The organism is Aureispira anguillae (genome assembly GCF_026000115.1).
GTDB lineage: Bacteria > Bacteroidota > Bacteroidia > Chitinophagales > Saprospiraceae > Aureispira > Aureispira anguillae.
The window spans coordinates 5,797,501-5,802,500 of sequence record NZ_AP026867.1; the positions used below are offsets into that span (position 1 = coordinate 5,797,501).

The following is a 5,000-nucleotide window of genomic DNA, read 5'->3' on the forward strand; positions in this document are numbered from 1 at the left end:
TTAAGACGGCTTTTTGGTTTTCGCAAGTTTTCAGTATTTTTTTTTAGTATTTTTTAAAGAAAAAACAAATCTAAATTCTAGAATAGATTGAAAAGCAAATAGATATGTTTTTTATTTTTTAGCTCTTATTTTTGATAAATAAAAAGAAGTGACTATTTTAATCGTTAATAAGTAGCTATAATTTATTCTCCAATTATTTGTTTCTATAGAAAAGCTGTTAAAAGAAATACACAAGCTTCCATTTTATTTGCTTTCTTCTCCAATTTATTCTTCAAAAAAATTACATGCATCGGTTTTTAATGCTCAAAATTCTGAAAATTTTATTGCTATTTTTTTATTTGCTCTGTAATAACATTCCATTTTCTTTCATTACTAATTCTCTTCGCTTCAAATTTCATCCAAAAATTTCAATTATTAATTTTGCTTACTAGCTCAATAATATAAAAGTAGTCCTAAGTTAGGGATTAACTCTAAACAAAAATTAGAAAAATTATTAGCTGTTAAGTAATCGTTCCAATTTTTTGCAGGAAAAAATAGCATTTTTACATTTTAATATATTGAAAGTACTGTTAGAAAAAATCAAAGATAAACAAGCATTAACTAGATTTTGTCTTGGCGTATCATTTTTTCGCATTGATTAATTTCCACTCCTCCCCAAAAAACTCTCCTCAACAAATTCAATGGTGATGACTATTTGCTTTGTTATCTACTCATTATAATTTTTCTAGGAAAAAAATCATCAACCCAACTGGCTTGAAGCACTAGGTATTAAGGTTGTTTTTTATTTTGAATACCGAGAAAGCTGATAGAAAAATTATGTTCATTTCTCAATTTACAGGATACAGCCCATCCTAATTCTTCCATTTTGATATAAATTACTTAATAGAACTTGTGTAAAATGTCTAGTAATGATCTAAAATCGATAATAACACACTAACTAAACTCCATTTGATTCTTTTACCACCTTATCACTCTACAAATAGATGTTTAGATACAAACATAATTATTGCCAGGTGTTTTACTAAAAGCAAGACCTTATCTCAAAAAAATTATACGTTCAAATTTTCGAATACAATTTCAAGTATTTTGGAGATTATTAGAACTAGGGAGATTTAGTGATAAAACAAAAATATATTTTAGTAATTTCACTAAGGTATAAAACACTAATTATCAACAAACAACAATGATTAAATCATCTCTTTTCCCTAATATCAATATTAAAAAGTTTTAATCTAGCCCTCTTTTTTTAGGGAAAGCAGCAAAAAGTGGAGTAATCAACACCTGTTGTTCTTTTGCATTAGCTTCGCTCCTATACTTCCTGGTACCCAATGAATTTATTTAAATAAATGAGCCAAACCAAAAACGTTAGGATTAGATGACTTCTTGGACAGAGTTTCTTTTCTTTCAAAAACTCGCTACGCTCAGACATGAGCTTTATTTAATAAATTGAGAATCTATTAAAATAAAGAAAACCAACAACTTCCATGCTATTTGATACCTTATACCAAATTTATGCGGTTCCCTATCGTCATCCTATAGAAAAATAACAGCTTTCTGCAGCATACTTTGTTCCTAATTAGTCATAGAGTCATCTCAAAATACTAAAAATAAGTTATTCTATACTCCGAAAATAATTGTAAGAAACTTATGTGTCAAATATTTTATTGCAAAAACAGCATCTAATATGCGAAGAGCAATACATTTATTTTATTCCTTAAAGCTCCTAACTAGAAATAGAGCCAATAGAAGTAATCTTTTCTTTTTCAAGATGTAAATTTCTCTCCTAAAAAATTTATCTAAAGGCTGTTTAAGGCTATTTTTCAAAAATTGTTTTATTCATTTTGCTTTTACCAACAAGAAAACGACTACTAACCAGTAGTGGTCACAGTAGTAAGCTATAAATAGAGCAATAATTTAAAAAATAATTATTTTTTATTCTGGAGATCAAGAAAAATGCTCAATTTCTCTCTCTTAATAAACTTTGCTCAAGTAATAATAAAAAAAAGGAGTGATAAAATCCTAAGATTCTATCACTCCTTTTATATTTATTATGGTACTTTGACCATTTATGTTCTAACTAAACAACTTGAAGATTAAAAAAAAAAGAAGGCGGTGACCTACTCTCCCACCCTAGGGCAGTACCATCGGCGCTGAAGGACTTTACTTCTTTGTTCGGAATGGTGAAAGGTGTCTCCCCTTCGCTATTGCCGCCTACTATTCTTTGTCTTTTCAGACTACTCTTCTCGTTCTTTATCAGAACGCTATTTCTTTATTAACATACTTTGGAGAAAAAACTTCAGCTCTTAGATAAATTTCTTGTATCTATTATTTTTTCTTCTATTTCTTTAAAAAAATAGAAAGCTTTCGGGTCATTAGTATTGCTCGGCTCCCTAACATATCTCTACGCTTCCACCTGCAACCTATCTACGTCATCATCTTTAACGTCCCTTCATGGAATACTCATCTTGAAGTTGGCTTCGCGCTTAGATGCTTTCAGCGCTTATCCATTCCGAACATAGCTACTCTGCAATGCACACGGCTGTACAACAGATACACTAGAGGTTCGTTCAACTCGGTCCTCTCGTACTAGAGTCAAATCTTCTCAATATTCCTACGCCCACAACAGATAGAGACCGAACTGTCTTGCGACGTTCTGAACCCAGCTCGCGTGCCACTTTAATGGGCGAACAGCCCAACCCTTGGGACCTTCTCCAGCCCCAGGATGTGACGAGCCGACATCGAGGTGCCAAACCTCCCCGTCGATGTGAGCTCTTGGGGGAGATCAGCCTGTTATCCCCGGAGTACCTTTTATCCTTTGAGCGATGGCCCTTCCATACAGAACCACCGGATCACTTAACCCTAGTTTCCTACCTGTTCGACTTGTTTGTCTCTCAGTCAAGCTCCCTTGTACTTATACGCTCTTTGCACGATTACCAACCGTGCTGAGGGAACCTTTGGGAGCCTCCGTTACTTTTTAGGAGGCGACCACCCCAGTCAAACTACCCACCTAACGATGTCCCCAGCAGGGTTAGTCTCTAAGCAATTGAAGGGTGGTATTTCAACAACGACTCCACCAGCACTAGCGTACCAGCTTCATAGTCTCCCACCTATCCTACACATCAACTACTCAAAGACAACGTTAAGCTATAGTAAAGGTTCACGGGGTCTTTTCGTCCCGTTGCGGGTAATCGGCATCTTCACCGATACTTCAATTTCACCGAGCTCATGGCTGAGACAGTGCCCAGATCGTTACACCATTCGTGCAGGTCGGAACTTACCCGACAAGGAATTTCGCTACCTTAGGACCGTTATAGTTACGGCCGCCGTTTACCGGGGCTTCAGTTAAGAGCTTCGCATTGCTGCTAACCCCCTTCCTTAACCTTCCGGCACCGGGCAGGTGTCAGACCCTATACTTTGCCTTTCAGCTTCGCAGAGTCCTGTGTTTTTGCTAAACAGTCGCCTGGGCCTCTTCACTGCGGCCAGTTCTTACACTGGCGACGCTTCTCCCGAAGTTACGCGCCCATTTTGCCTAGTTCCTTAGCCATGATTCTCTCGTGCACCTTAGGATACTCTCCTCGACCACCTGTGTCGGTTTACGGTACGGGTTCCTGTAATCTATAGTTTAGCAGCTTTTCTTGGAAGTATGACTAATGGCATTATCTATCCACTCCATAGAGTTTCTAGTACTATCGAGATTCCTGTGGCGTGCGTACTTCACTACACGCCCTACGTCCTCTCTTTAACGAGCTATTCCATCAGCTCGCAGCCAACCGCCTGCTCCGTCCCTGCTTCACAATTACAGCAAGTACTGGAATATTAACCAGTTCGCCATCGACGCCGCCTCTCGGCTTTGCCTTAGGTCCCGACTAACCCAACTCTGTCTTGCATAGAATTGGAATCCTTGGTCTTTCGGTGAATAGGACTTTCACCTATTTTATCGTTACTCATGCCTACATTTTCTTTTCTAATCGCTCCAACATTTCTCACGAAACATCTTCACCGCTATTAGAATGCTCCCCTACCATCATTGCTGATCCACAGCTTCGGTGATATATTTGATGCCCGAGTATTTTCCGCGCAGAGTCACTCGACTAGTGAGCTGTTACGCACTCTTTAAATGAATGGCTGCTTCCAAGCCAACATCCTAGCTGTCATAGCAACTCCACCTCGTTCTTTCAACTTAATATATACTTGGGGACCTTAGCTGGTGGTCTGGGTTGTTTCCCTCTTGGCTATGGACCTTAGCACCCATAGCCTCACTGCTGGTTCTCTGTATAGGCATTCGGAGTTCGTCAGGGGTTGGTAGGATTTGACTCCCCCTAGCCCTATCGGTAGCTCTACCTCCTATACAAATTAACTCCAACGCTGCACCTAAATGCATTTCGGGGAGTACGAGCTATCTCCAGGTTTGATTGGCCTTTCACCCCTACCCACAAGTCATCCAAACACTTTTCAACGTATATTGGTGCGGTCCTCCATTGTGTGTTACCACAACTTCAACCTGCTCATGGGTAGATCACCTGGTTTCGCGTCTACCTCCACTAACTATTTCGCCCTATTCAGACTCGCTTTCGCTTCGGATTCGGTACTCTATACCTTAACCTTGCTAGTGAAGTGTAACTCGTAGGCTCATTATGCAAAAGGCACGCCGTCACTTGCGCTCCGACCGCTTGTAAGCGTATGGTTTCAGGTTCTTTTCACTCTGCTCCTAGCAGTTCTTTTCACCTTTCCCTCACGGTACTTGTTCGCTATCGGTCTCTCAGGAGTATTTAGCCTTACCGGATGGTACCGGCAAATTCACACAAAATTCCTCTGGTTTCGTGCTACTCAGGATCCTACCTCTCTTTAGTTTTTACGGATACGGGACTCTCACCCTCTTCGGTTTGCCTTCCCAGACAATTCCCCTTACACTAAAGTAGATTATGTAGTCCTTCTACCCCATATCAATTGCTCAATATGGTTTGGGCTTTTCCGCGTTCGCTCGCCACTACTTACGGAAT

2 rRNA genes (1 of these 2 running past the window's edge) are annotated in these 5,000 nt (G+C 39.1%); both read right to left on the minus strand.

Features of this window, described 5'->3' with window-relative positions:
* Positions 1-2,104 precede the first annotated feature (2,104 nt).
* A 5S ribosomal RNA gene (rrf, locus tag AsAng_RS22730) occupies positions 2,105-2,215 on the minus strand.
* A 137-nt stretch (positions 2,216-2,352) separates the two neighbouring features.
* Positions 2,353-5,000 (minus strand): 23S ribosomal RNA (locus AsAng_RS22735) (it continues 219 nt past the right edge of the window).